20 protein-coding genes are annotated in these 25,380 nt (G+C 51.4%); 10 read left to right on the forward strand and 10 right to left on the reverse strand.

Going from position 1 to position 25,380, the window contains the following annotated elements:
• The first annotated feature begins 274 nt into the window (after positions 1–274).
• Positions 275–967: a GEVED domain-containing protein gene (locus tag AC2IBB_RS04795; protein ID WP_486331766.1), complete on the forward strand. Its 693-nt coding sequence runs from the start codon at positions 275–277 to the stop codon at positions 965–967.
• Positions 968–1,068: 101 nt separating this feature from the next.
• Here the strand turns inward: AC2IBB_RS04795 and AC2IBB_RS04800 are convergent, their stop codons facing one another.
• Positions 1,069–2,436, reverse strand: a complete 1,368-nt coding sequence (locus tag AC2IBB_RS04800; RefSeq protein ID WP_486331767.1) for a glutamine synthetase family protein — start codon at positions 2,434–2,436, stop codon at positions 1,069–1,071.
• 298 nt (positions 2,437–2,734) lie between these two features.
• Here AC2IBB_RS04800 and AC2IBB_RS04805 point away from each other — a divergent pair, with 298 nt between their 5' ends.
• The 3 genes from AC2IBB_RS04805 to AC2IBB_RS04815 all read left to right on the forward strand — a co-directional run bounded on the left by AC2IBB_RS04805 (position 2,735) and on the right by AC2IBB_RS04815 (position 4,694).
• A complete protein-coding gene (locus AC2IBB_RS04805) occupies positions 2,735–3,517 on the forward strand; it encodes a YopT-type cysteine protease domain-containing protein (protein ID WP_486331768.1) in 783 nt (260 codons plus the stop codon).
• Between the two features lie 108 nt (positions 3,518–3,625).
• A complete protein-coding gene (locus tag AC2IBB_RS04810) occupies positions 3,626–4,291 on the forward strand; it encodes a M50 family metallopeptidase (RefSeq protein WP_486331769.1) in 666 nt (221 codons plus the stop codon).
• A 118-nt stretch (positions 4,292–4,409) separates the two neighbouring features.
• Entirely contained in the window at positions 4,410–4,694 is a 285-nt protein-coding gene (locus tag AC2IBB_RS04815; protein WP_486331770.1) for a DUF427 domain-containing protein, read from the forward strand.
• Positions 4,695–4,717: 23 nt separating this feature from the next.
• Here AC2IBB_RS04815 and AC2IBB_RS04820 read toward each other — a convergent pair whose 3' ends face one another.
• The gene (locus tag AC2IBB_RS04820) at positions 4,718–5,389 is read right to left on the reverse strand and encodes a hypothetical protein (protein WP_486331771.1); all 672 of its coding nucleotides are present in this window, start codon (positions 5,387–5,389) and stop codon (positions 4,718–4,720) included.
• A gap of 392 nt (positions 5,390–5,781) precedes the next feature.
• Here AC2IBB_RS04820 and AC2IBB_RS04825 point away from each other — a divergent pair, with 392 nt between their 5' ends.
• Positions 5,782–6,567, forward strand: coding sequence for a PEP-CTERM sorting domain-containing protein (locus tag AC2IBB_RS04825; protein ID WP_486331772.1), 786 nt, complete (start codon positions 5,782–5,784; stop codon positions 6,565–6,567).
• Between the two features lie 108 nt (positions 6,568–6,675).
• Here AC2IBB_RS04825 and AC2IBB_RS04830 read toward each other — a convergent pair whose 3' ends face one another.
• From AC2IBB_RS04830 to AC2IBB_RS04850, 5 genes are all read right to left on the reverse strand, one after another.
• Positions 6,676–7,785: an HD-GYP domain-containing protein gene (locus tag AC2IBB_RS04830; protein WP_486331773.1), complete on the reverse strand. Its 1,110-nt coding sequence runs from the start codon at positions 7,783–7,785 to the stop codon at positions 6,676–6,678.
• 128 nt (positions 7,786–7,913) lie between these two features.
• Positions 7,914–8,720, reverse strand: coding sequence for a class I SAM-dependent methyltransferase (locus AC2IBB_RS04835; RefSeq protein ID WP_486331774.1), 807 nt, complete (start codon positions 8,718–8,720; stop codon positions 7,914–7,916).
• Between the two features lie 158 nt (positions 8,721–8,878).
• Positions 8,879–9,076: a PA3496 family putative envelope integrity protein gene (locus tag AC2IBB_RS04840; protein ID WP_486331775.1), complete on the reverse strand. Its 198-nt coding sequence runs from the start codon at positions 9,074–9,076 to the stop codon at positions 8,879–8,881.
• 179 nt (positions 9,077–9,255) lie between these two features.
• Positions 9,256–10,113 (reverse strand): MurR/RpiR family transcriptional regulator, encoded by an 858-nt coding sequence (locus AC2IBB_RS04845; protein WP_486331776.1) that lies wholly within the window; start codon positions 10,111–10,113, stop codon positions 9,256–9,258.
• Between the two features lie 204 nt (positions 10,114–10,317).
• Complete coding sequence (locus AC2IBB_RS04850) at positions 10,318–13,278, reverse strand: putative bifunctional diguanylate cyclase/phosphodiesterase (protein WP_486331777.1); 2,961 nt, start codon at positions 13,276–13,278, stop codon at positions 10,318–10,320.
• Between the two features lie 362 nt (positions 13,279–13,640).
• On the opposite strand from AC2IBB_RS04850, the gene uvrD reads away from it, so the two are divergent.
• Together uvrD and AC2IBB_RS04860 are read left to right on the forward strand one after the other, a co-directional pair.
• Positions 13,641–15,806, forward strand: coding sequence for a DNA helicase II (uvrD, locus tag AC2IBB_RS04855; protein ID WP_486331778.1), 2,166 nt, complete (start codon positions 13,641–13,643; stop codon positions 15,804–15,806).
• A gap of 219 nt (positions 15,807–16,025) precedes the next feature.
• On the forward strand, positions 16,026–17,129 hold the full coding sequence (locus AC2IBB_RS04860) for a TRAP transporter substrate-binding protein (protein ID WP_486331779.1): 1,104 nt from the start codon (positions 16,026–16,028) through the stop codon (positions 17,127–17,129).
• A gap of 68 nt (positions 17,130–17,197) precedes the next feature.
• On the opposite strand, the gene AC2IBB_RS04865 is transcribed toward AC2IBB_RS04860, so the two are convergent.
• The 3 genes from AC2IBB_RS04865 to AC2IBB_RS04875 all read right to left on the reverse strand — a co-directional run bounded on the left by AC2IBB_RS04865 (position 17,198) and on the right by AC2IBB_RS04875 (position 19,604).
• Positions 17,198–17,593, reverse strand: coding sequence for an acyl-CoA thioesterase (locus tag AC2IBB_RS04865; RefSeq protein WP_486331780.1), 396 nt, complete (start codon positions 17,591–17,593; stop codon positions 17,198–17,200).
• Positions 17,594–17,683: 90 nt separating this feature from the next.
• Positions 17,684–19,063, reverse strand: a complete 1,380-nt coding sequence (locus AC2IBB_RS04870; RefSeq protein ID WP_486331781.1) for a TRAP transporter large permease — start codon at positions 19,061–19,063, stop codon at positions 17,684–17,686.
• 1 nt (position 19,064) lies between these two features.
• Complete coding sequence (locus tag AC2IBB_RS04875; protein ID WP_486331782.1) at positions 19,065–19,604, reverse strand: TRAP transporter small permease subunit; 540 nt, start codon at positions 19,602–19,604, stop codon at positions 19,065–19,067.
• A 344-nt stretch (positions 19,605–19,948) separates the two neighbouring features.
• Between AC2IBB_RS04875 and AC2IBB_RS04880 the strand changes: the two genes are divergently transcribed.
• From AC2IBB_RS04880 to AC2IBB_RS04890, 3 genes are all read left to right on the forward strand, one after another.
• Positions 19,949–20,920, forward strand: coding sequence for a PstS family phosphate ABC transporter substrate-binding protein (locus AC2IBB_RS04880; protein WP_486331783.1), 972 nt, complete (start codon positions 19,949–19,951; stop codon positions 20,918–20,920).
• Between the two features lie 197 nt (positions 20,921–21,117).
• Positions 21,118–22,809: a TIGR03545 family protein gene (locus AC2IBB_RS04885; protein WP_486331784.1), complete on the forward strand. Its 1,692-nt coding sequence runs from the start codon at positions 21,118–21,120 to the stop codon at positions 22,807–22,809.
• Between the two features lie 269 nt (positions 22,810–23,078).
• Entirely contained in the window at positions 23,079–25,355 is a 2,277-nt protein-coding gene (locus AC2IBB_RS04890) for an ABC transporter permease subunit (RefSeq protein ID WP_486331785.1), read from the forward strand.
• Positions 25,356–25,380: the final 25 nt, after the last annotated feature.

Raw genomic sequence — 25,380 nt, forward strand, 5'->3', positions numbered from 1 at the left:
AAAATCTTTGCTGAAAAAAGAATAGGTAGTGAGGGTTGAGGCAGTTCCGCTATTACTGTGCGTTAGAGTGTTAAACGTACCTGCACTTTTTTTAATGAATAGTCCATTATTTTTACATGTCTATTAAGACAAAAAAGCTTTGTCCTTATAAATCAAGGGTATAAAGATTGGCATGGTGGTTGCTATATAACGGGGACGATAAGGGCTCTGCTCTTCACAATAAAAACTAGCATTTACGCTAAACAATTTAACCGACATTTGTTCAGAGGACATCATGAAGAAACTAGCATTTCTCGCAAGCCTTCCACTTATGCTTGGCGCAGCCAGCGCCTATGCTATCCCTGCTTCCTATGGCACTACTACTCACGACACTACTGCGTGGCAGGAACTGGCTGACGCGCCTAATGGCGACTCCTACGGCGTTTCCTGGACCACTGACGGTGGCGCAAGCTGGGGCCGTGAAGATTTAACTGTTGGTCAAACCGTTCAATTCAAATTCAACGTACACAAGAAAAATGTGGGCACACACTACGCTGACCTGATGAAGGCTTGGATTGACTGGGATCAAAACGGCGTATTCGACGCTAGCGACGAAATCGCATACGGCGAACACAAACTCACTGACTTCGAACCAGTTCTGGGTTCTTGGCAGGCGCCTACCAACCCCGACTTCTCTTTCTTCTCCAGCGAATACACCCTGACCAATGCTGACGTAGGCGATTTCTGGTTGCGCGCTATCGTAACCTGCAGCCACTCCATCACCAACATGTACGGCGGCTCATGGAATGATCAGTGGAAAACTGCATACACTGGTAGCTATGAAGATCGTATGACTCCAACTGGTCACTATTACCAAGGTGAGACTGAAGAGTGGAAAATTTCCGTTCACTCTGTTCCAGAGCCTACTACTTTCGCCCTGTTGGGTCTGGGTCTGGTTGGTCTCGTAGCTAGAAAGCGCGCTAAATAATTTATAGCCGCTGCTAGTTTTGATGATTCTGGATCGGAGGGAGAGTCTTTTTCTCCGGTCCAGACATCGCTTCTCTCCACATCGTCCGTTGACGCTCTTACTCAAATGATTTCGAAGTAGCGTTCCAACTCCCACAGTGAAATGTATTTCCTGTACTCTCTCTCCTCCCACTCGCGTGTCGCTGCAAAGTGATCAACAAAACTGGAGCCGAAGAAATCTCTGGCCATTTGACTGGCTTTCAGGCGTTGCGCCGCATCCCACAAAGTCAGTGGAAGCTGAAGGTGTTTGGGAAATGTTTGTTCATAAGCGTTGCCTGTCACCATGCATTCTGGTTCAAGTTTGTTTTCTATTCCCCATAGCCCTGATGCAATGACCGCAGCTAGGATGACATAGGGATTGGCGTCGGCGGCGCCGATTCTATATTCCAGGCGTTGAGACTGCGCGCCTCCGGGAATGATGCGAATAGCGCAGGTTCTATTATCAATACCTATGCTGGCTGTGGTAGGAGCCCAGAACCCAGGAATCAATCGGCGATAAGAATTAATAGTGGGTGCAATCATCGCCATTAATTCTGGCATGAGCTTTTGTTGGCCCGCAATGAAGTGGCGCATCGTCGCGCTCATATTGGCCTCTTTTTCTTTGTCATAAAAGAGGTTTACCCCTTCATCGTCTTTTAACGATAAATGTATGTGGCCGCTTTGCCCGGGATAGTCTTTTGACCACTTGGCCATGAAGGTAGCCATTTTGCCCTGTTTTTGTAGGGCTACTTTAGTGAAGGTCTTAAACAGCGCCGCCTTATCTGCTGCATTCAATGCATCATCATGGGAAATTGCAGCCTCAAGCACGCCGGGTCCTGTTTCCTCATGGAGGCCTTCTAGAGGAAAGTCCATATCGTCAGCCAATTGCAACAGGCTTATATAGGTCTCCGACGCCACGCTGTTGCGAATGACGGAATAGCCAAACTCCGCAGGAGCCATGGGATCCAAGTTTCGAAATGCCTTTTCCCGGATGCTGTGAGGCGACTCTTCAAAAACAAAAAACTCGTATTCAAATCCGCAATCCGCCTCAAATCCCATGTCGCGGGCTTTCGCTATAACTCTTTTTAGAAGGCCTCGGGGGCAGATTGATTCAGCGTTATTGGCAAACTCTCCGAGAAAAAAGACGCCACCGTTTTCAAGAGGCAATGGACGGCAACTGGAGGGGATAATATGGACCTGGGCGTCAGGATAGCCGGTATGCCAACCGGTGTAGGCGACATTGTCATAGAGTTGATCCTTTACGTCCCAGCCCAAGACCACATCGCAGAAACCAAAACCTTTGCTTAACGAGGACAGGAACTTGTCTCGAGACATATATTTGCCGCGCATAACGCCATCCATATCAAATACGCCTACCTTAATGTGCTTGAACATGGAGTCTTCTATAAGCGTGCGTGCGTCGTCGACGGATTTCACTTCCCTTGGGTCCATAACATCACCTATGCAATTCACGGATGAAGAAAAGGCGCACTAATAAATATAACAGCTCTGAGGGAACCTGACGGGATAATGGAGGTCTGACTAGCTTGGGACTGACGCGCAGAGAAAGGTGGACTAAAGTCTATGAGCTTAAAGTGGGTCTGTGAGCGATTTCCCAGATACAAGGAACCTATCGATTTGAATTAATATTCCAACTCGCCGCTTCCGTTACTTTTTACTCTCAGAGTTAGCTCTTAGATAGGGGTAAAAAGAATTTTTACGAGATTTGTTGTTATCAGGAGTACGTAAAATGCCCGTTATGTTTGATTGGTTGGCGCATAATATTTTGTCTTTGCGTGTGGCGGGAGTCCAAAACTCCGCAGCGGCCGCGGGCGGCCATTGCACTTGGCGCTTTTCTCAGGTGAAGAACCCGGTGAGAAGCTTGATTCTTACCAATCCGGACACAAGTGGTGGAATTTGCGAAATGCTGGCTGCGAAGTGGTTGGAAGTTCACGCCAATGCGGAGAAATATGCTCGATCCGGTGAAGCTACCTCTTTGGCTGGCTGGATTAGTGGCTCCGGTGGGGAGATTAACCCCAGTAAAGTCCGCCAGATTATGCAGATGTTTATTATCGGAAGCACGATGAATTCCGGGGCTGTTGTGGGGCAGCCGGGTATTGGCAGAGAAGACCAAACCTATGCGACAGAGCGCTGGTTGCAATCCAAAGGAGTGACTAGACGTAAGCATATTTCGAGCGGTCCAACCTGGTTCAAAGGTATGTCGCGAGGGTCGACTGGCGAACGTGGAGGGCGCCGTAGAGACTTTTCGGCGGAAATCGGGCGGGCAATCACCACCAGCGCCAAATCATACAAAATGATTGGAATTGCTGGCCCGAACTTCGCTCATGCTGTCGCAGCATGGAGCGATACAGATGTAACCTTTTTTGACCCCAATTTCGGTGAGTTTTGGTTCCCAACGACTGCCGCCTTCCAGGCTTGGTTTCCTCGTTTTTGGCATTTAGCGGGATATGGTACGCCTGCGATTGGTCTCAGCGACTCCTATGAGATCATGGAGTATGACACGGCAGTATAGTTTTTCAGGTAAGATAACAGGCGGCTATATTTAACATAGTACGCTATCTTAAGGCCGCGTCTTGACGCGGCTTTTCAATTCCAGCCCAAAGTCGCTAAGGAGTCTATTTTGGCCAAAGCATACCTTCCTCTCGTTGGCGTTATTTTGCTGGTCGTCGTGCTTTGGCCATACCCAGTCCTGATTCCCTTGAAACTGCTCGTGGTCTTCTTTCATGAAGCGTCACACGCCATTATGACCGTGGCGACTGGAGGCGAAGTGGTGGAAATGGTCATCTCCATTGATCAAGGCGGGTATGTGCTGTCCCGTGGCGGTAGTCGTTTTCTGACACTATCCGCTGGTTACCTGGGGTCGTTGATTTGGGGTGTGTTGATATATCTAACGGCGCTGCTAAGCCGTATGGATCGAGTCCTTATGTTTATTCTGGGACTTTCTTTATTGGCTATTGCGGCCTGGTGGATCAGGGATGTCTTCGCATTGGGGTTTGCGCTCGCTACCGGCGGAGCGATGATCGCCAGTGCAATATGGCTGCCTGCTTCGTTTAATGACGGTGTGCTGCGAGTTATTGGCGTCACTAGCATGTTATATGCGCCGCTGGATATATACAGCGATACCATCGAGCGCTCTCACTTACGGTCCGACGCGGTTATGCTTGGGGAAGCTTATGGCGGTTCGGGCATGATGTGGGGGCTGGGTTGGTTCCTGCTCAGTCTGGCCGTCATTTATATAGCCTTTAAACTTGGACATCAGGGACAGTCTTCCCCACAAGATAATTGATACCTTTTCCGTGCGCCTTCGTATCTCTATACTGAGCTCGCGCATGACGTTCTGTCGGTAGTGAAACGCGGGATGCGAAAAGAATAACAACAATCGATAGACAATCAGGAGATAGACTATGAAAGCTATATGGAATGGCGCAGTCATTGCCGAAAGTCAGAACACAATCATATTGGAAGGCAATCATTACTTTCCTCCTTCAGCAATCCGATCTGAATATTTCAAGCCAAGCGATACCCGAACCGTTTGCGGCTGGAAAGGCACTGCTTGTTATTACGATATTGAAGTGGAAGGATCGACCAATCGAGATGCAGCCTGGTATTACCCCACAGCTTCAGAAACAGCCAGAAACATTCAGAACTACGTTGCTTTCTGGAGAGGGGTAAGAGTGGAAGAAGGTTAATCTGTAAAGACGGAGCGTGAGCGTTAATCCGAGCGCCATACCGCGAGGACGCTCACGCCGTTGTAATCGTAGCTCAGGCTTAAATAGTCATGGCGTATATCGACTTGCGCAGGAACCGAGAAGCCCTTTTCCCATGAGTGGTCATTACTCGATGTAATCTGCAAACGCCAATCGCCGTTCTCTTGGTAGAGTTTGCCGGTATAGTAGTAGATCACGGGCAAACCGTAGTCGGTGTAAGCTTCTATATCGGCGATCCATTCATATACGTTGTCGTTAGTCGGCCTTATGTCCATAGAGCCGTTCAGCTGCTGAGGCGTCCCATTGACACTGTATGACAGCAAATCGAATAGGCCTGCATGATCGTACTTACTCTTGGGCGAAACTTGCTTAGGAGTAGTTATAACAGAGTCTTTGAATAAATTCGGACTACCCTGTACTACGATGTCTGTGTCATAGACTGAGAAGCCTGCACTGGGTGGGGGAAAATGCTCGAACTCTTGGAGTTCCGGCTGAAGAGTGGGAATCAACGCGACGCCTGCGCCAGCGACAGTCAGCATGAGAGCAGGATACATAATATCCGGAGGAAGGCGACCTTGGCGGTTGTGGTGAATAATTTTTTCCGCAATAAACAACACTATCCCTGCGACGATTAATGCCGTACCGGATATTGCTAGCAGCGCATCGAAGTCTGACATGGCTTTCGCTCGATGTTTAGCCCCGCAGATTGGCTCTACTCCTGAGCCATAGTCCCTCAAGCGGCTTGTAGACTGAAAAATTTGTGTACTGTCTCGTCCTCCTTATCTAAAAGTAGAACAAATTAAGTAAAGTGCATCCTTCTGTGACTGCCGTTTATAAAAAGATGAGGCTGTTTGGCGCAAAGAGCCTTTACAGCTGGCCGGTTAGTGTGTCGGTTAAATTTACATCATTAAGCTGAAAACTTAACCGACATCGCACTCTTTCATAGTTTAGTTCTTTGGTATCAGGCGCTTATTAAAGTTGGCCCCGAAAATGCTTATATAGTGTCACTAATTTGTGCAGGCCTTAAGGCTTACAAATCAATAAACTAATAATCGAGTAGTAGTTGTCTATGAAAACTTTCAAAGTTCTGGCTGCAGTAGCGGCGTTGTGTTCTTCTGTCTCCGCCTATGCATACCAAATTAACGATGAATATGTGGGCAAAGACCATGGATATGGCGACGTAATCGGAGACGCCTCAAAGTTCGATGTAAAGGGAATTGATGTAAGCGTTTCTGGCACTATGCTGACAGTCGACGTGTACACTAATTTTGTAAATCATGTTGGTGTTTTCAATAACTATGTCACTGATACTGCATTGAGTCAGAAAAAAGGTATCGCATTTGGCGACTTGTTCCTGTCTTCTTCTTGGACGCCTAATGGCGATGCTGATACTGGCTACTTGGAAGATAGACATAGCACTGGAACCAAGTGGACTTACGGGTTCAATCTGGATGACCGTTGGAGTACTGTTGGCGGAGATGGCGCGCTATATGAGCTGAATGGCGCGGCAAACCGCGATAATGCATACTTGTCCAACAATTTCATCAATGGCAGATACGCAACCTACCGTCACGGTCAGGAAGTCGCTGTTAAAACTGACAGCTCTACCGTAACTTCCGTTGGCTCCGGCTCTTGGCTGGTTGACACTGTAAACGGCAAGGTTTCTTTCACCTTTGACATTGCTGGCACTGAGCTGCTGAAAGGCGATGAGCTTGCTTTCCATTGGGGCATGACCTGTGGTAACGATACTATCGAAGGCAAGATTCCTTTCTCTGTGCCTGAGCCCGGCGCACTGGCTCTGATGGGGCTTGGATTGGCGTTCGTTGGTCTGCGTCGTCGTAAGCAAGCTGCTTAATCAGCAATAGGAAGCACGGCGGGGGCGATTTGATTCTCCGCTCTCAAAATGAAAAACCGCGCTGGCGACGCCAGATGCGGTTTTTTTGTTCTTGGAGACGAAAAGGCTTTAACCCTCTTTGGCGATATAGAGTTTTCTTACCGCCATATTAAAGGCTTCAACACAATCTGGGTCGAACAACGAGCCGTTGTAACTGTTTACGTAACGCACCGCCTCAAACAGTGACTTCTTATATGAACGATCTGCCCGCTCACTGGTTATCTCAAAAAAAGCGTCACAAATTGCCAGGACTCTGGAGCCTAATGGTATATCTTTACCGCTGACGCCAAATGGGTAACCGCTACCGTCATAGTGTTCGTGATGATGCAGGACTATCTGGGAGGCGTCTTCCCAGCCACCAAATCGATGCAGAATTTGCGAGCTGGTGGCGACATGGGCCGCCATTATTTTCTGTTCTTCCCGGGACAGCTGTTCTTCGTGCTTATGGGCCAAACCAACAGGCACGAAAGCCATGCCTAAATCGTGTAGCAGTACGGCGGCGCTGAGCTGCTCTTCATTAAGCTGCCCGCCCAGTTCTTCGTTGATGGCCATGCATAGTTCCAGTTCCTTTTGTGTGCGATCCTTTCTGTAGATGCTGAGCTGGTCCAGCTGCCGTGCAAGGAAGCGGAATAATTGCTGGTCGGAGTCTTTGCCCGGGGCAAAGTAACTCGGCATCGCAGCCTCTGGGCGCGGTGCTTCTCCTGCATCTTTGGGGCCGGATAGCAACTCATCCAGACCTTCATTAATGACGGCAATTACGTTTCCAGGCGAGGCGTTGCGTACTTTGGAGATAACTCTTAACAGGGACTCCTGTAGATCGCCGTCAGCAGTATGGTCGCTCGCCAATTGTCCGACCAGTGTTTCCACATAACCGATAATGCTCATAAAGAAAACGCCGAACATGGGCTGGTAAGGAAGCTCGCCTTTACGCATGTCGGAAACGATTTCCTCCAGCTCATGGATAACGTCCACCATGGCGTCAAGAAAAACCATTCTGCAGTTGCCCTTGAGGGAGTGCATGCTGCGGAACAGCTCGTTGATCAAATCAGGATTGACTTGATGCTCCAAGGTTTGGATCGTGTGCTCGATTTCTTCTACGTTTTCCTGAAAGCAGGCGACAAATTCGTCAATCAGGTCTTTTTCCAACTCAACAAACTGCGGGCAGGTAATTGGCTTCATGACATATCGGGCTCCTGTTGAATACGGATATCCCCTTGTGCGACAACGCTGCGGAAGACAAATAGAAGGAAGCTATTTGTTTGCCTGATTAATAGTATAGACGCTGACCGAGCAAATCGAGCTGTTGCTCAATCAAACTCCAAGAGAGCCAGCTTTTCGCCAAATAGATAACGATGCCAGGGAGACCAGGCGAGAAAGCTTAGCGCTCCCCAGCGTTCCCAGTGGTAGTCGAGAATGCACCACTCTTCCCTGACCTTTATGTGGGGATTCCAGCTTTCCAGACGACGAATATTATGCAGAGACCACTGGAAAGCAGCGTTCATCCAGCCTACGGCTTCATGTAAGTGAGCTTGCCCAAGCGCTCCGTGGGGCAGCATCTCAAAAAGCATGCGAGCATGAGGGATGCGTTCTGCAAGATCATTGAAGAACTGTTTAATACGTTGCTCGGTGAAATACATGAGAACGCCTTCCGCCAATATCAGACAATTGTCCGCGTCACTGGCGGCGTGTTCCAGCCAGGAAACGTCGAACAGCGACTGTTCCAACATATGATAGCGATCAGAGTCGTTGAAAAAGAGGCGACGGGCGGCGATAACATTAGGCAAGTCCAGATCGAACCATTGAATCTGGCCATTGTCCACACGCAGGTAGCGACTATCGAATCCTGCGCCGAGATTGATGATCACAGCATGGGGATGAGCGTTGATAAACTCAGTCACCAGCTTGTCAATGAGGTCTGTGCGTATGGCGATGGCCAGTTGGGACAGCCAGGCGTTACTGAAGCGCTTGAAGTCGTAATTGAGGCGCTGGTACATTTCCAGGGCCTTATCGTCGTGAATAATGGCGTCCGGGCGCAGGGTTTCCATCGCCCTGGCCCACAAGGGCAGGAGTGCGGTTTCTGAAATATCTCGCAGCTGCAGCGTTTCCATCATCATGCTCCCTGGATTTCACCATGCGTATTTCAGCCGTTAACCGGCATCATCAAGTCTGGTTTATTTTGGTGAAATATCCAGCGATCCGCTTTGCTTTGCGGAAGACGCGCGTGCGTCCTGGAGGCGTCGGGCGCGCACGCGAAAAACGCTGCTAAGTGCGTTTATTTAGATAAATAGTAGTCTTCGGTAGCCTCACGCAACCGCTTGTTTTCCAAATAGTCTTCGATTGCCCGGCGGGCTTGAAGACGTCGCTTTGAGGCTTGCTTTTCTTTGCTCTTCCTCTCCTGAGTTTCGGTTTCGTAAAAAACGTCAAGAATGGTGCTGGCGACGGAATCGGAAGATTGATTCATGTTTTGCATGGCTTTCCCCTTAGCCTAGTGACGGTTCACTGTAGTTGTTATTTTTTACACTGGAATGACAACCGGCTTACTGCTTGATAACGCGCGTTATCAATCCGTTCCTGCGTGAATGCGATGCCTTGTCCAGCCGACTGAGGAGCGTCGGTCTTATGCTGTATATTATTTCACCGATAATACAATTAATTAGGCGAGAGTCGCAACGAGCTTAGATTCTTTTTCGCTTGGTTGAGCCTTTGCGCATGACGTTCATCAAGTTTTTGAAACAGGTTGGTGGCGATGGTGTCTAGAACCATCAAGTGCGCAAGGCGGGAAACCAGCGGCGTGAAGGCGTCAGTGTCTTCCTCCACTGAGACGCCGATGTTGAGGGTGGCGATATTGGCGAGCGCTGATTGCGGTGGACCTATAGCGACCACTCTGGCGCCTGAAGCGCGTGCGCGGATACAGGATTGAATCAGGTTGTTGGTGCGGCCGCTATGGGATATGGCGACAATAACATCATTGGCCTCCACGAGGCCGGCGATCATCATCTGCGTGTCTGGATCAGGGCAGGCCTGGGTTTCCAGCTTCAAGCGAAAGAATTTTTGCTGGGCGTCCGCCGCTACGGCCGCTGAGGCGCCATAGCCGAAAAAAAACAGGCGTCGGGATTCAGATATCCAAGCGCAAACTTGCTCAATCCGCTCCCAGGCCAGTTGGTTGAAGACTTGTAGCAATGACGACTGTACGTCATGGAAAATTCTTGCTCCGGTTTGTTGCAGGTTATCTCCCGTTTCTATTGGGAAGGGCGTCTGTTTTTGTATGCTTGCGAGTTGCTGGGCGAGGCTGACTTTAAAGCTTTGAAAGCTGTCGAAACTGATGGTGCGGCAGAATCGCACAATGGTTGGCTCGCTGACGCCGGCTTCAGTGGCCAGATCGACGATGCGCATATGAATAACGTCACTGGGGTTGCGCAGCACGCACTCCGCGACTTTCTGCTCGCTTTTGCGTAATGTGCCCCGGTTCTGACGGAGCCAGTTCAATAAATCGCGGGGGCGCTCCATTCAACTACCTTCAACTACGTTGGATTGTCGTATCGCCTTGGCGGCGGGTAACGCACGCATGTCCGCCCTTGAGAGCCAGGCATGGTAAAAACCTGCTCTAAGGATAGACAAAAGCGAAGCAGTATTGCACTGACTATTAATCAGGCAGACAAATAGCCTCCTTCTATTTTTCTGCTACGGCCAGCCGCCTCACAGGCGTAGGTGTTATTGAATGGCGGGCGTTGAACTTTGCGGCTGTGCGGGACCGGCGCATTGTGTTCTCAACAGATTGGCCATTTGTTCGGCCCCCAACGGCTCGGCTATCAGGTAGCCTTGTACTGTGTGGCAGCCGCTCTCCCGTAGAAACTCCATGTGACCTTCGTGCTCCACGCCTTCGGCGATCACTTCCAGGTTCAGGCTTTTGCCGAGCATAATGACAGCGCGAGTGATAGCGGCGTCGTCAGCGTTATGGTGGGCATCCTTGATGAACATCCTGTCTATTTTCAGGGCGTTTAGTGGAAATCGTTTGAGGTAGGACAAAGACGAGTATCCTGTACCGAAGTCGTCCACGGTAATACGTACGCCCATCTCTCGTAGCCGGGAGAGCATGAACTGGGTGCGACTCATATTTTCCATCAGCGTGCTTTCCGTCAACTCCAGGTCGAGCAGGTGAGGGGGCAGTTCTGTGTCTTGCAGCACTTTGCGCACCATTTGCGGCAAATTGCTCTGACGTAACTGGTGGGCGGAAAGGTTGACGGATACTTGAATATTATCCAGACCTTCGCGGCTCCAGGCGGCGGCTTGGGCGCAGGCGGCGCCAAGCATCTGCTCGCCTAGCTCAGTGATCAAACCGCTTTCCTCCGCCATGGGCACGAAGTCGCTGGGACCGATGAGCCCCCTCTGAGGATGCCGCCAGCGCGCCAGCGCCTCCACTCCGGTAATGCGACCGCTATCCAGCGAAAGTTTGGGTTGAAAGAAGACCTCCATTTGCTGGTTCTGTATCGCACGGCGTAGCTCGGTCTCCACTTCCAGTCGCATCCGCGACATGCTGCGCAACATGCGACTGTAAAACTCATAGGTGTTGCCGCCAAGGTACTTTGCCTGCCGCACCGCCATATTGGCTTGCTGCATCAGGGTTTGGATTTCCCATCCATTATCAGGCGCCTGGGTGACGCCTATTGACGTTGATACATAAAATTCATGTCCGTCGATCTTAAAAGGCGCTTTTAGCTCCTCCAGCAATTGCTCGCAGAAACGGCTCACCTGGGAACGGCTTTTCGCTGGGGTCAGTATGGCGAACTCATCGCTGCCAAGTCGGGCCAGAGTATGAACGTGGGCTGCGGACTGAGAGATGCGGGTAGCTACCTGCTTCAGCAGTTCGTCTCCGCGGTCCTGGCCCAGGCTTTCATTAACTTGCCGGAAACGGTCGACATTCAGGAGCAGCATATTGATGCTGAGGCCTTGCTCCCGCACTTTACGAAGAATTTTGTCCAAGCGCTCGCGAAACAGCATGCGATTCGCTAACCCTGTCAATTCGTCATAGTTGAGCAGGTAGTGGAGCTTTTCGTCCGTCTGTTTGCGTTCAGTGAGGTCGGAGAATAAGCCTGCGTAATGGGTGGTAGCGCCTTCTACATTGATAATCGCGGTAATTTGTAGCCATTGGCAGTAAAACTCACCAGATTTGCGTTTTTCATATAATTCTCCCTGCCAAAAGCCGCGTAACGACAGTTCATCCCGAATACGGCTGAATACCTGCCGCTTATTGGGGGCCTGGCTAAAGTCCTCCAGGCTGCTGCCAATCACTTCTTCCGTCTCATAGCCGGTAATTTGGCTGAACGCATTGTTGACGGTAAGGAATTGGAACTCCGTATCCAGTGCAAAGACGCCTTGGGGAGTATGGTCAAATACGGACTTGGCCAGAAGCAATTGCTCATCACGACTCTTCTCATTAGTGATGTTGCGGCGAGACCCAATCATGCGAGTAATGCGCCCCAGTTTGTCGAAGCTTACTGGTTTGCCGCAGTCTTCCACCCACATCCAGGTATCTTTGGCCGTGGTGACCCGATATTGCACGCGGTAGGTCTGAGTCGTTCCCTTCAGACAAAGCATCATTTCTTTTCTGATGCGGGCACGGTCATAGGGGTGTATCAGGCCATGCATGCGTTCTACGAATGACGTGGCGGTCATTTCTCTAGGGCCGAACGCGTCGTGAAAGAACGACTGGTAGAGAGAGTTTCTCGGAATATCCCAGTCCCACAGAGCCAAGCCTGTGGCTTCAATAGCTTGCGATAGGCGAGTCTGGCTCTTCATCAGCGCGTCACTGATATTTTTCCGCAGCTTGATTTGCTGGCTCAAAATGCGGTTGGCTTCGGACAGCTCATGAGTTCGCTCTGAGATGGCGTCTTCCAGTTGCCTTTGGGTTTTCCGCAGCTCATGCTCTATGGTTTCTCGGTGAGAGATCTCTTGACCAAGTTGTTGGTTAAACTGTTCTGAGGCGGCGCGGGCGTTTTCCAGATAGGCGATCAAACCCTGCATCTGCAGATTCTGGTTGAGATATCGACTAGAGGCTAAGTACCACAGCGCTGCTAGCGGGTATAAAAAGACACAGAGGATTGCCGCATTGGTCAATAACTCCGACGGTAGTGGCTGCTTTCCGTTTAACAGAACAGCGAGCCACAACAGAGGCATAGCGCTGAGAATTACGAAGGGAGTTCGCCAGACCCCAAGAAAAAAGGATAGAAGTCCTGCGCTGACAAATTGGGCGATGGTGGCGCTATTAAGCCAGGAGACAGGGAGAACGGAGATCACGTAAGCGGTTATTGGCCCCAGAGCTATGGCGATTGCGCTACTGAGTAAAATATAGAGTTGACTAAGTCTGGCGACATTACGAGGTAGGTTGGCGTTTTCATCTTGTAACTGGGGCGGAGCCCATGCGCCGAATGCGGTAAGGAGCAGTGCGCAGGTTGCTCCAAGCACTGCGAGCGCTGTCAGGGGCGCTAATTGCAGGTAGGGAAAGGCCGCGATGACAAATCCCATGGAGATTAAAAAAAGCAACACGGAGGCCTGGCGACTGCGTCGTCCCAGCTTTATGAGTTGCTCCCGGCGCACCATGAGGGGTTTGGGGCGCGCCATGGTCGACATCAGCTTTAAACTGCCTGCCTGAATATCGTTTGTCCCGGGGTGCATGTTAGTATAATTGTCCGATTTCACTGGAATTCCGCCGCACAAACAAACCCGTCATATCTGCTTTTGACGGTCGGCGGACCTGGAAAGCAGCGATGCAATGTTGTAATAGGCTGTAAAATTATCCAGTATTAATCGCCGCCAATACGCAGAGGGCGACGGCTCCGGTTGGTGGCTTAGTGTGCTTATTGTATGTAACATTTTGTTATTTTTTGTTCGTTGTCCCATTTAACCCGATAGTGAACTCGCGCACAAGCACTTCGAATAAAATCGGAGATGGGTCTGCGGTTTAATTTCCTGACATGTCTTTCGCGGAAAGCCGTTAACAACAAAGCCCTTCAAACAGAGAGAGGTAAGTCTAAGCAATGGATGTAACGGCGGTATTGGACCCGCTTAACGATGCTCAACGTGAGGCGGTTACCGCCAGCGCTCGCAACCTGCTCGTCCTGGCTGGCGCAGGTAGCGGTAAAACCCGCGTTCTTGTGCACCGCATGGCATGGTTGATTCAAGTCGAGCGCATTGGCGCTCACGCAATAATGGCGGTGACTTTCACCAACAAGGCTGCGCGAGAAATGCGGGAGCGGGTGGAGTCGCTGCTGCATATTCCTACGCGCGGTATGTGGTTGGGCACCTTTCACAGCCTGGCGCATCGACTGTTACGCGCGCACTGGCGGGAAGCCGGCTTGCCGGAAAACTTCCAGGTGATCGATTCCGATGACCAGCAGCGCATGCTGAAACGAGTGATTCGCGAGCTTGGACTGGATGAGTCCAAGTGGCCCGCACGCCAGGCGCAGTATTTCATCAACAGCCAGAAAGACGAAGGGCTGCGTCCGGAGAATATTGATCCGGGTAGCGACGCCTGGCGGCAGACCATGAACAAGATATACCAGCGCTACGACGAATATTGTCGGCAAAGCGGATTGGTGGACTTTGGCGAGTTATTGCTGCGTTCTCATGAACTCTGGCTGCAAAAGCCGGATCTGCTGCAGCACTATCAGCAACGCTTTCAGCATATTCTGGTTGACGAGTTTCAGGATACCAACACCATTCAATATGCTTGGTTGCGCGTGTTGGCGGGGGATCGAGTCCCTATGACGGTGGTTGGCGACGACGATCAGTCTATCTATGGCTGGCGCGGAGCCAAGATTGAAAACATCCAGCGCTTCCAGAATGACTTTGGCGAAGCTGCATTGGTGAGGCTGGAGCAGAACTATCGTTCAACGCAGACCATCTTACAGGCCGCCAACCATGTCATTTCCTATAATCCAAGCCGTCTGGGCAAACAACTCTGGACAGACCAGGGCGAAGGTGAGGCGATTGATGTCTATGCGGCCTTCAATGAACAGGATGAGGCCAATTATATCGTTGAGTCTGTGCAGTCCTGGGTGAACCAGGGCCGCACCCGCTCGGAAGTAGCGCTGTTGTACCGCTCCAACGTGCAGTCGCGGGTGTTGGAAGAGGCGCTGATCCGGCATGGGGTTCCCTATCGGATTTATGGCGGCCTGCGTTTCTATGATCGTCTGGAAGTCAAAAACGCCGTGGCGTACTTGCGTCTCGCTCACTTCGCACATGATGACGCCGCGTTTGAGCGGGTGGTCAACATTCCTCCCCGCGGTGTGGGCGCCAAATCGCTGGAAACCTTGCGCGAGGCTGCCCGCGAGCAGCGTAGCTCATTGTGGCGGACGACAGTGGCGATGGTCAGCGCGGGTCTGGTCAAGGGCAAGGCGGGAGCAGGCCTGAGGAGTTTCATAGAAATAGTCGAAACCCTGCGTGAGTATGCGAAAGATAACCGATTGCAGGATCTAACCAAGCATATGCTGGATGTCAGCGGACTGTTGGAGCATCACGCTAACGAAAAGGGCGATAAGGCGGAAGCGCGTAAGGAAAACTTGCTGGAGCTGGTGAACGCTGTTGCGGAATACGAGACTCTCGACAATGAATCGCCTCTGGCTGAATTTCTGACTCAGGCGGCGCTGGATGCTGGCGAACGTCAGGCCGACGCGGAGCAGGACGCTGTGCAATTGATGACGCTACACTCCGCCAAAGGTTTGGAGTTTCCCCTGGTGTTTCTGACGGGTATGGAGGAAGAATTGTTCCCTCATTCGATGGCGCTGGAAGAGGCGGGGCGTCTGGAGGAAGAGCGCCGGTTGTGTTACGTCGGGATCACTCGCGCCATGGAAAAGCTGGTGCTTACTTTCGCGGAAAGCCGCCGCTTGTACGGTCAGGATAAATACCACTCTATCTCTCGCTTTGTCCGTGAAATTCCCAATGAATTATTACGTGAAGTGCGTTTGCGCTCCGTCGTGAGCAAACCTATGTTTTGGGATCGTGGGCCGGCGCATGGGGCAATTGGCGAATCCGCGCAGCAGTCGGGTATTTCTCTTGGGCAGCGGGTGCGTCATGAAAAATTTGGCGAAGGCGTCGTATTAAATTATGAGGGCAGCGGACCGCATTCCCGCATTCAGGTGAATTTCGATGATCAGGGCAGTAAGTGGTTAGTGCTTTCGTACGCCAAACTGGAAGTGATTTAGATAGTTTGACTGTTAACTGATCCGTTAGATTTCAGAGCGCCTCCTCTAGTGTCATTTTGCCGGAAAATAGAGTTATACTGCGGAGCGCAGCCTCACTCGCCGGCTCATCTAAACAGGCTTTCCAAGCGGGTTTAGATAGCTTGGCGGCAGGCGCTGGATACTTGGCTGCGCAGGCGCCGAGATCACATAAGAATAAAGACAAAAAGGAGACGCAATCGAATGAAAAGACGCTATCTGTTTTCCCTGATGGGCGCAGGCATGTTGGGAATGCTTCTGGGCGGATGTTCCGCTGATAAGGAAGCGGCGGCGCCGGTTGCCCAACAGGCGCCCAAACAAACCATTCAGTGGAAGTTGGTGACTTCCTGGCCTAAAAACTTTCCTGGACTGGGCGAAGCCCCAGAGCGCTTCGCCAAAGAAGTCGAGCGAATGAGCGACGGACGTCTCAAAGTCAAAGTCTATGGCGCTGGGGAACTGGTTCCCGCTCTGGAAGTGTTTGACGCCGTCTCTCAAGGCACTGCGGAAGCAGGCCATGCAGCGGCTTATTACTGGAAAGGAAAAATTCCCGCAGCGCAGTTCTTCTCCACTGTTCCCTTCGGCCTGAATGCGCAGGAGATCAATTCCTGGATTACCTATGGCGGGGGCCTGGAACTATGGCGTGAACTGTATGAACCATTCGGCGTTATTCCTATGCTTGGAGGTAATACCGGTGTGCAGATGGGGGGCTGGTTCAACAAGGAGATCAACTCTCTGGATGACCTGAAAGGTCTCAAGATGCGCATCCCTGGTCTGGGGGGAGAAGTATTGCAGCGGGCTGGCGGCACGCCGGTGCAGCTTCCGGGCGGCGAGATTTTCACTGCCCTGCAAACTGGCGCCATTGACGCCACCGAGTGGGTAGGACCGTACAATGACCTGGCGTTTGGCCTGCATAAAGCCGCTAAACACTATTACTACCCAGGCTGGCACGAGCCCGGCACTTCGCTGGAGTTCACCTTCAACAAAAAAGCGTTTGAAGCATTGCCGAAAGACCTGCAAGCCATCGTGGAAGTTGCGGCGCGTATGACCAACCAGGATATGTTGGACGAATATACGGCGCGTAACAATGCAGCTTTGAATGAGCTGGTTAACAACCATGGCGTGGACGTCCGCCGCTTTCCTGACGACGTGCTGAAGGAGCTGCAGGACATCTCCCGTCAGACAATTCAGGAGATTGCAGAGAAAGATCCCGCAGTGAAGAAGGTTTATGAGTCTTATGAAAAATTCCGCAGCAATGTGTGGAAATACCATGAGATCTCAGAAAAGGCCTACATTAACTCCAGGTCCTAGATAGTCTCGCAGAGATAAAAACCGTAGCTCAGGCTGCGGTTTTTTTATGTCCGACGTCTTTGCTTCGGTTATTCCCCGGCAGGCACTGCGCGGATGCGTCCAGAGTCGTCAATCGCGACCAGCACAAATACGCCTTCTGTTACTTTGCGGGGGATATTCTGGTGGTTGTCCCGGGTCCATACTTCCACTTCGATATGCATGGAGCTGGTGCCGATATTAACCATGCGCGCATAGCAGCTCACCTCTGCACCGACTCTCACCGGAGACAGAAAATCCAATTGTTTGACGGATACGGTTGCCGTGCGGCCCTTGGCGATACGGCCGGCCATGCTGGCGGCGGCCAGATCCATCTGCGACATCAACCAGCCAGCGTAGATATCGCCGTTGGAGTTAGTATCCTTGTCTAGAGCGATGACGCGAAGCGCCAGGTCTCCATTTGGGGCTGAGCTACTAGAAGCTTTCATGACAATTCTCTTGTATTTATGGAAGTCCGATATCTGCAAGTTTAGGCGCTGACGCGACGATTGGTCATTGCGCCCAAATTGAGGAGGCGATTACGGCCCGTAAATCACCTCCGGCAGCCAAGTGGCCAGTGACGGCCACGCCGCCAACAGACAAAGCATTAACACCTGGATAGCAATAAAAGGGGCCACGCCAAGGTAGATGTCAGTCGTTTTGACATGGCTTGGGGCGACCCCGCGTAAATAAAACAACGAAAACCCAAAGGGCGGGGTCAGGAACGAAGTCTGTAAATTCAAACCGATCATGATGCCCAGCCAGATGGGGTCCACGCCCATCGCCAGCAATACTGGACCGACAATAGGCACGACTACGAAAGTAATCTCGATGAAGTCGAGAATAAAGCCCAGCAGGAAGATAACCAACATCACCACCAGCACCGCCATAAAAACGCCGCCGGGCATGGAAGTGAAAATCTCTTTGATCAGCTCATCGCCGCCATAGGCGCGGAACACCAGTGAGAAAACCGTGGCGCCAATCAGTATCATGAACACCATACAGGTGACGCGTGTGGTTTGCTGGCAAACGTCTTTAACGACATTGAAAGAAAGCTGACGCTTATAAAGCGCCAGGATAATGGCGCCAAACGCGCCAACCCCGGCAGCTTCTGTCGGCGTTGCGATACCTGACAGTATTGAGCCCAGTACAGCGATAATCAGCGCCAGAGGCGGGGCCAGATCCTGTAACAGCGAGAGTTCACGTGAGTGCATTTCCTGTTTGCTCAGCTTTTCGCCGGCGGGCAGCAGGTCGGGTTTAACCAGCGCCAATACAAACAGGTAAATGATGTATAGAAGAACCAATACGAGACCCGGAATCAGCGCTCCGACAAAAAGGTCGCCGACGGAGACGGTATCCGGGCTGAAAATACCCATATCCCGTTGCGCTTGCTGGTAGGAGCTGGATAACACATCACCCAGCAGAACCAGGGCGATCGATGGCGGAATGATCTGGCCCAGGGTGCCTGTGGCGCAGATGGTTCCAGTGGCCACCGCTTTGCTGTATTTGCTTTTCAGCATGGTCGGCAGGGAAATGAGGCCCATTGTCACCACCGTGGCGCCGACGATGCCAGTGCTGGCCGCCAGCAACATGCCGACGACGGCCACAGATATGCCCAGGCCGCCGGGAACATTGCGGAACAGCATGGCCATGCTTTCCAGCAGATTCTCAGCGATCTTTGACTTCTGCAACATGCAGCCCATAAACACGAACAAGGGCACCGCCAACAAGGTCTGGTTGTTCATCAACCCATACAGACGGCTGGGCGTGGCCAGTAAGAAGCTATGGTCAAAAACGCCGGCCATGGCCCCAATGCCTGCAAAGGCGAGGGCGGTGCCGGCGAGGGAGAAGGCCACGGGATAACCACAGAGTAATACCAGACAGACCACCGCGAACATGATCAGCGACATATATTCCATATTAGTCGTGCTCCTCTTGTCCGTTGGAATGGCTGGGGTTAATTATCAGACAGAGGTTACGCAGCACTTCCGCGATTCCTTGGGCGCCAAGGACAAATACCAACGCCAGAATCAGCGACTTGAGGATAAAGACGGCGGGTAGGCCGGCGGTTTCAGGTGAAACTTCGCGAATACGCCAGCTTTGCGCTATGTAAGGCCAGCTTTCTATGCCGATATAAATAAGCAGTGGGAATAAAAGAAGAAGCGTTCCCAATAAGTTCACAATGGCTTTGCCGCGCACGGAAAATCGTTGATAGAGAATATCCACCCTAACGTGCTCGTCGTGTTTCAGGGTATAGGCGGAAGCGATCATGAATACGAAGCCATGCATATAAAGCACGGATTCCTGAAGAGCGATGGAGCTATTATTAAAGACATATCGGAGCAGGACGACCGCAACGGTCCCGATCACCATTCCGATATTGAGCCAGGCGATGATCGCGCCGGTTTTCTCGGTGAACGCGTCAATGAGTCTCACAACAGCAGTGAGGCCGTTAGTCATTATGGATTTTCCTTCTTGTTGTTAGATAGGGCTATCGTTATGGCTGACCGAGTCAGCCGCCCTTCATGTCCACAGCTCTTACTTCTGACATATCTATGCATACGACGCCCGAAAAATCCCTAATGTGCAGCAGTCTCTCGTTTCCTTAACCGGGGCGGGAATTCAACCGCTAAGTTTAACCTGAGTGAAATGGGAATGCGATGAGCCTTGGGTGAAAACAGGTTGCAATCTGAATGTCACAAGGCGTCACTTTGTAACATCCCTGTCACATTCGAATCCTATAGTGGCGATCAATCCGACGAACCTATCGGATACGTCGCAATCGAAACCAGGAGTTCATCCCTATGCAATTAAAAAAATTTTTTGCGGCAGCCACAGTTGTTGCTGCTTCATTCTGGGCAGGCGCAGCTTCTGCGGATTTGGATCCGAAGCTGTCTGATTACAGTAAAGCAAGTGGTGTTTCCGGCAATCTATCCAGCGTAGGTTCCGATACTCTGGCCAACCTGATGACGCTGTGGGCCGAGGAGTTCAAGCGTAACTATCCAAACGTCAACATTCAGATTCAAGCAGCAGGTTCTTCTACTGCGCCTCCTGCACTGACTGAAGGCACTTCCAACATGGGCCCGATGAGCCGCAAGATGAAAGACAAAGAGTTGGAAGCGTTCGAAAAGAAATTCGGCTATAAGCCAACCGCTATCCCTGTGGCGATTGACGCACTGGCGGTATTTGTCCACAAAGACAACCCTATTAAAGGCATGACCATGGCGCAGGTTGACGCTGTGTTCTCCTCCACTCGCAAGTGCGGCTTCAGCAAAGACGTTACTACCTGGGGTGATCTGGGCCTGACTGGCTCCATGGCTAACCGCTCCGTCCAGTTGTTTGGTCGTAACTCTGTTTCCGGCACCTACGGTTACTTTAAAGAGCACGCACTGTGTAAAGGCGACTTCAAAAACAACGTTAACGAACAACCTGGCTCTGCGTCAGTGGTTCAGGGCGTATCTGAATCCGTAAATGGCATTGGTTATTCCGGTATCGGCTACAAGACAGCAAGCGTACGTTTGGTGCCTCTGGCCAAGAAAGAAGGCGACAAATTCGTTGAAGCCGCGCCTTCTACAGCCATCACTGGTGAATATCCACTGTCCCGCTTCCTGTACGTATACGTCAACAAGGCGCCCAACAAAGACCTGGAGCCAATTGTTGGCGAGTTCATTAAAATGATCATGTCCAAGCAGGGCCAGGAAGTGGTAGTGAAAGACGGCTATGTGCCTCTGCCTTCTTCCGTCACCAGCAAGTACCTGAAAGAGCTGGCGTTGTAAGAACGCCCAGCAGTCAGAACGAGCTGATTGAGAAAACCGCCTCTTGCAGGCGGTTTTTTCTTTGGTGGGGCGCACTTATCTGCTTTGGTTCTACGCATAATCCCCGCAATCCCGCCATACACATTTCACATCCTCCTTGCTATCTTATGCGGTTATTGGGGTAACTCTCTTGCCAAAGAAAAGCATAAGGAAAAGCCATGCGCGCACTTAAGTTTGTTGGCTATGTATTCGTTCTGTTGATCGTAATTGTCATAGCAGCTCTCTTTTTTATCGATATCATCGCCAAATTTGCGATTGAAGAAGAAGGCACCAAAGCGGTTAAGGCCAAAGTTGAAGTAGATTCTGTAGATGTCCGTTTCTTCCCGCTTGGGGCTTCAATTTATGGTTTGAAGGTGACCAACCCTCAGGCTCCCATGACCAATGCTTTTGAAGCGGAGCTGATTGACGCCAACCTGGACTGGGAGCCGTTGTTAAAGTCCAAAGTGATTGTGGAAACTGCTGCGCTGGAAGGCATGCGGTTTAATACAGCGCGGTCGGTCACTGGCGCGGTGCCTGGCCTGACGCCGCCACCTAGTCAAGAGCCGTCGCTGGTTGATCAGTTCAAAGAAGACATGAAGCTGCCGGCGATTGATATTCCTGATCCGAATGAGTTGCTGGCCAGAGTGGACCTCAAGACCGTAGCGATGGCCAAAGAAATGGAAGCCTCTTTGTCCGCACGCAAGAAAGCCTGGAAAGAACGCATCGACGCTCTGCCTAACAAAGAAACTCTGGAAAGCTATAAGCAGCGCATCAAAGCCCTCAAAGAAGCGAAGAATCCTCTCGAAAGACTGCAGGCTGTCGCCAAAGTGAAGGATTTGCAGAGCGACGCCAAGAAAGATTTACAAAAAATCCGCGACGCCAAGTCTGACCTGGAAAAAGAAGTTGCTCAATTGAAGGCGGATCTGGCTAAAGTCAAAGCCGCGCCGCAGGAAGATATGAAGCGAGTGATGGAGCTGGCTGGGTTGAATCCAGGGGCATGGGAAGGTTTGGCGAAAGCGTTATTCGGCGATGAAGTGGCCAAGTGGGCGAACAACGCCTACATGTGGTATGGCCGTTTGCAGCCTTACATCAATGGATCAGGCGAAGAAACGCAAAAGTCGGCTCCCGAGCCTGACACGACCGATTACAGCGATGGCTTGCCGCGCTTCCTGGTGAAGACGCTGAGCATCAGCGGTAAGCTGCCTATCCCACAGCAGGATGTGCCATTCTCCGGCAAGTTCAACAACCTGACAGATCGCGCGGATGTTTGGGGCAAACCTGCGCAATTGGCGCTGCAAAGTCAGGCGCAGGGCGTTGGCAAGCTGGACTTCAAGGGCGTCCTTGATCATGTCACCGCTATCGCCAAAGACTCATTTTCCTTTGATCTGAAGGATCTGCCTGTCACGGATATTGTGTTCTCTGACAAGGAAGACTTCCCTGTGACATTGAGCAAAGCGATTGCTGCGATTGCGGGTAAAGCTGAAATCACTGACGGTAAGCTGGCGATGAATGTCGACGCTAAATTCCTGGAGGTGCAACTGGCTAATCTTTTAGAGGGAGAGAGCGCTCCTCTTAAAAAGGCGCTGTTGAACGCCCTGAAAAATATCTCTCAGTTTGATGTGAATATGCTGGCCTCCGGCGCCCTGCAGGACCCTGAAGTGAAAATCACCTCCAGTCTGGACAAAATTCTGTCTCAGAGCGTGAAAGGACTGATCGACGAGGAGAAGAAGAAGCTGACCGGCAAGGTGCAGGCGAAATTGAATGAGATCGTCAGCGAAAAAGTCGGCGGACTGGATAGTGAGTTGAACGGGCTGGTGGACATCAACGCATTGTTACAAGAACGCATCGGCGACTTTTCCAACTTGCTGTAACCAGTCTTGCATCGTCATCAATACGCAGGGACGAATTGACTTCGTCCCTGCTAACGTCTCCTCTCTCTATTCCCTTAAATTGCGCGTTACGGGCAGGTTGCGCTGAGGTTCGGCGCCTGCTGGCTTTACGTCCTGATAAGCTGTCACAGAAGCTTAAAATCTCTTTGTTTTAATGAAGGCTCCGACAGCGACAAATGTGACAGGGTTGTAACATAACTGTCACATTTTGCCGCTATCGTTTGCGCATCTTTTAATATTGGGATTTCACTATGAATGAGGCGGTATCTGTCAAAGCCCCAGAGATAGACTTCAATACCCCCCAGCTCAAACGCCACCGCAGTATCCGAACCCTGAAAGACAAAATGGCGAAAGGGTTTATCGCTGCGGGCGGTGTGAGCGTCATTGTTGCAGTCACCCTCATCTTCTTTTACTTACTGTATGAAGTGGCGCCGATCTTTGAGTCTGCGTCAGTGTCTTCCGTCGCTACTTACGACGTCCCGGGAGAGAAAGGCGAGACGCTTATACTGGGAATGGAAGAGCAGGCTGAAAAAGGCGTTCGCCTCGACGCTCAAGGCAATGTCACGTTCTTTAACCTGAAGGACGGCTCACTTGATTCCGAAACCCGGCTTCCTATTCCTGACAGCGCTGTGTTGACGGGCGTCAATGAGGGCGCTCCAGGCTCCAATACAGTAGTGGCGGGCGTGAGTGATGGAAGCGTCGTTATTTTCAAGCATACCTATAAAATCACCTGGCCGGACAATGTCAGGGTGATCACGCCCTCACTGGAGTTTCCTTATGGCGAGTCACCGATGGCGTTGGACCCGTCAGGAGCTGCGCTGACTCATGTAGCGGTGCGTGACAACAACGACTATCTGCTGGTTGTCGGCTCGAATGTGTCAAATCAGTTGTTCGCCAGCTTTTTTGAGAAAGAAGAAAACTTCCTGACAGGCGATGTGACGCTTGAAGAATCCTCCGTCACCATGCCGTCTGTAAACGGTGAAATAGTTTCTATTCAGATTAGCCCGGACACACGCTGGCTTTATATCGCCACTAAAAGCGGCAAACTGGATATGTACGACATTTCCAATAAGCAGTCTCCAGATCTGATTGCGCGAGTTGATGCGGTGGCGTCAGGCTCTCAGATTACTGATATGAGGTTTTTGCTGGGCGGATATTCCTTGTTGATTGGCAATAACCGCGGCGAAATACGCCAATGGTTTCCCGTTCGCGATTCAGAAAATCAGTACCACTTACAGAATGTTCGCAGCTTCCAGGCGGGCGAGGCGGCAATCGCCAAGATCGCGGTGGAGCCAAGGCGTAAGGGCTTCCTGGTCGCCACGGCTCAAGGTCAGGCGGCGATTTTCAATACCACTGCGGAACGCAACCTGTTGCAAGAGCAGATCGTTGAAGGCGACGTCAAACACATGTCCGTCGCGCCCAGAGCCAACTTCATGTTGTTGCAGTCTCAAGATGACCGACTGCACTTCTGGAGTATCGACAACGAACACCCGGATGTATCCTGGTCAGCGCTTTGGAGCAAAGTCTGGTATGAAGGCTACGCTGAGCCTGATTACGTTTGGCAGTCTTCCGCCGCCAGTAACGACTTCGAGCCCAAATACAGCTTGACGCCATTGGTGTTCGGCACCATCAAAGCGGCGTTTTACGCCATGTTGATTGCGATTCCGCTGGCGATTTGCGGCGCCCTGTATACCGCTCATTTCATGTCTCCGACGCTGCGCCGTAAAGTGAAGCCGGCGATCGAGCTGATGGAGGCGCTGCCGACAGTAATCCTGGGCTTTCTGGCGGGCTTGTTCTTTGCTCCTTTTATGGAGTCCCATATGCCGGGCGTATTCACATTACTGGTGCTTATGCCCATATCGATTCTGTTGTTCAGTTTCGCCTGGGCGAATATGCCGCAGTCCGTACGCCTGATAGTGCCGGAAGGATGGGAGGCATTGCTGTTACTGCCGGTCATTTGTTTTATAGGCTGGCTCAGCTTCGCCATCAGTCCTGCGGTGGAGGTCGCTTTGTTCGCCGGCAATATGCCCCTTTGGCTGAAAGACAACCTGGGTCTGGATTATGACCAGCGTAATGCGCTTGTGGTTGGCGCGGCCATGGGCTTTGCGGTGATACCCACGATTTTCTCCATTACTGAAGACGCCGTGTTCAGTGTGCCCAAGCATCTGACCTACGGATCTTTGGCGCTGGGCGCGACACAATGGCAAACCATGATTCGCGTTGTACTGCCCACCGCCAGCCCAGGGATATTTTCCGCGCTGATGATAGGCCTGGGACGCGCTGTTGGTGAAACCATGATTGTGCTCATGGCGACAGGCAACACGCCGATTATGGATATGAATATTTTTGAGGGCATGCGCACATTGGCCGCCAATATTGCGGTGGAGATGCCGGAGTCCGAAGTTGGCAGCTCCCACTTCAGGATCTTGTTCCTGGCGGCGTTCGTGCTGTTCCTGTTCACCTTTGTTGTGAACACCGTTGCTGAATTCGTGCGCCAGCGTCTGCGGGCCAAGTACAGCGTGATCTAAGGTCGCGCTGAATCAATGCGAAAGT

It is taken from the genome of Hahella sp. NS-SX17, assembly GCF_057367735.1.

Coding starts and splice junctions, on each gene's coding strand:
- AC2IBB_RS04795 (WP_486331766.1), top strand. CDS start 275: ATGAAGAAACTAGCATTTCTCGCAAGCCTTCCACTTATGCTTGGCGCA.
- AC2IBB_RS04800 (WP_486331767.1), bottom strand. CDS start 2,436: ATGGACCCAAGGGAAGTGAAATCCGTCGACGACGCACGCACGCTTATA.
- AC2IBB_RS04805 (WP_486331768.1), top strand. CDS start 2,735: ATGCCCGTTATGTTTGATTGGTTGGCGCATAATATTTTGTCTTTGCGT.
- AC2IBB_RS04815 (WP_486331770.1), top strand. CDS start 4,410: ATGAAAGCTATATGGAATGGCGCAGTCATTGCCGAAAGTCAGAACACA.
- AC2IBB_RS04820 (WP_486331771.1), bottom strand. CDS start 5,389: ATGTCAGACTTCGATGCGCTGCTAGCAATATCCGGTACGGCATTAATC.
- AC2IBB_RS04825 (WP_486331772.1), top strand. CDS start 5,782: ATGAAAACTTTCAAAGTTCTGGCTGCAGTAGCGGCGTTGTGTTCTTCT.
- AC2IBB_RS04830 (WP_486331773.1), bottom strand. CDS start 7,785: ATGAAGCCAATTACCTGCCCGCAGTTTGTTGAGTTGGAAAAAGACCTG.
- AC2IBB_RS04835 (WP_486331774.1), bottom strand. CDS start 8,720: ATGATGATGGAAACGCTGCAGCTGCGAGATATTTCAGAAACCGCACTC.
- AC2IBB_RS04840 (WP_486331775.1), bottom strand. CDS start 9,076: ATGCAAAACATGAATCAATCTTCCGATTCCGTCGCCAGCACCATTCTT.
- AC2IBB_RS04845 (WP_486331776.1), bottom strand. CDS start 10,113: ATGGAGCGCCCCCGCGATTTATTGAACTGGCTCCGTCAGAACCGGGGC.
- AC2IBB_RS04850 (WP_486331777.1), bottom strand. CDS start 13,278: ATGCACCCCGGGACAAACGATATTCAGGCAGGCAGTTTAAAGCTGATG.
- uvrD (WP_486331778.1), top strand. CDS start 13,641: ATGGATGTAACGGCGGTATTGGACCCGCTTAACGATGCTCAACGTGAG.
- AC2IBB_RS04860 (WP_486331779.1), top strand. CDS start 16,026: ATGAAAAGACGCTATCTGTTTTCCCTGATGGGCGCAGGCATGTTGGGA.
- AC2IBB_RS04865 (WP_486331780.1), bottom strand. CDS start 17,593: ATGAAAGCTTCTAGTAGCTCAGCCCCAAATGGAGACCTGGCGCTTCGC.
- AC2IBB_RS04870 (WP_486331781.1), bottom strand. CDS start 19,063: ATGGAATATATGTCGCTGATCATGTTCGCGGTGGTCTGTCTGGTATTA.
- AC2IBB_RS04875 (WP_486331782.1), bottom strand. CDS start 19,604: ATGACTAACGGCCTCACTGCTGTTGTGAGACTCATTGACGCGTTCACC.
- AC2IBB_RS04880 (WP_486331783.1), top strand. CDS start 19,949: ATGCAATTAAAAAAATTTTTTGCGGCAGCCACAGTTGTTGCTGCTTCA.
- AC2IBB_RS04885 (WP_486331784.1), top strand. CDS start 21,118: ATGCGCGCACTTAAGTTTGTTGGCTATGTATTCGTTCTGTTGATCGTA.
- AC2IBB_RS04890 (WP_486331785.1), top strand. CDS start 23,079: ATGAATGAGGCGGTATCTGTCAAAGCCCCAGAGATAGACTTCAATACC.